Annotated in this window: 1 pseudogene; it reads right to left on the bottom strand. The window is 78.7% G+C overall.

Features of this window, described 5'->3' with window-relative positions:
- Positions 1 to 305 (bottom strand): annotated as a pseudogene (locus DI272_RS43245) (DEAD/DEAH box helicase); the annotation flags it as partial.

The raw sequence follows: 305 nt of genomic DNA, 5'->3' as shown, positions 1-305 counted from the left end.
CTCGGCGGTCTCGGCCGTGTCCACGGTGGCGTCGGCGGTCGCGGTGGCGGCCGTCTTGCGCGTGCGGCGCGGCTTGGCCTCGGTGGCCTCGGCCGTGTCGACCGCGGTCTCGGCGGCAGCGGCGGCCGTCTTGCGGGTACGGCGTGCCGTCGGCTTGGCCTCCGCGCCCTCGGCCGTGTCCACGGCGGTGGCCGCGGCCTTGCGCGTACGACGCGGCTTGGCCTCCGCCTCCTCCGCGGCCTGAGCCGGGATCTCGGCGGTCGTGGCGGCGGCCGTCTTGCGCGTGCGGCGCGGCTTGGCCTCGA

This window comes from Streptomyces sp. Act143, from assembly GCF_003143935.1.
Lineage (GTDB): Bacteria > Actinomycetota > Actinomycetes > Streptomycetales > Streptomycetaceae > Streptomyces.
The sequence above is the reverse complement of the archived record's forward strand: the minus strand, read 5'-3'. Positions and strand labels throughout refer to the sequence as shown.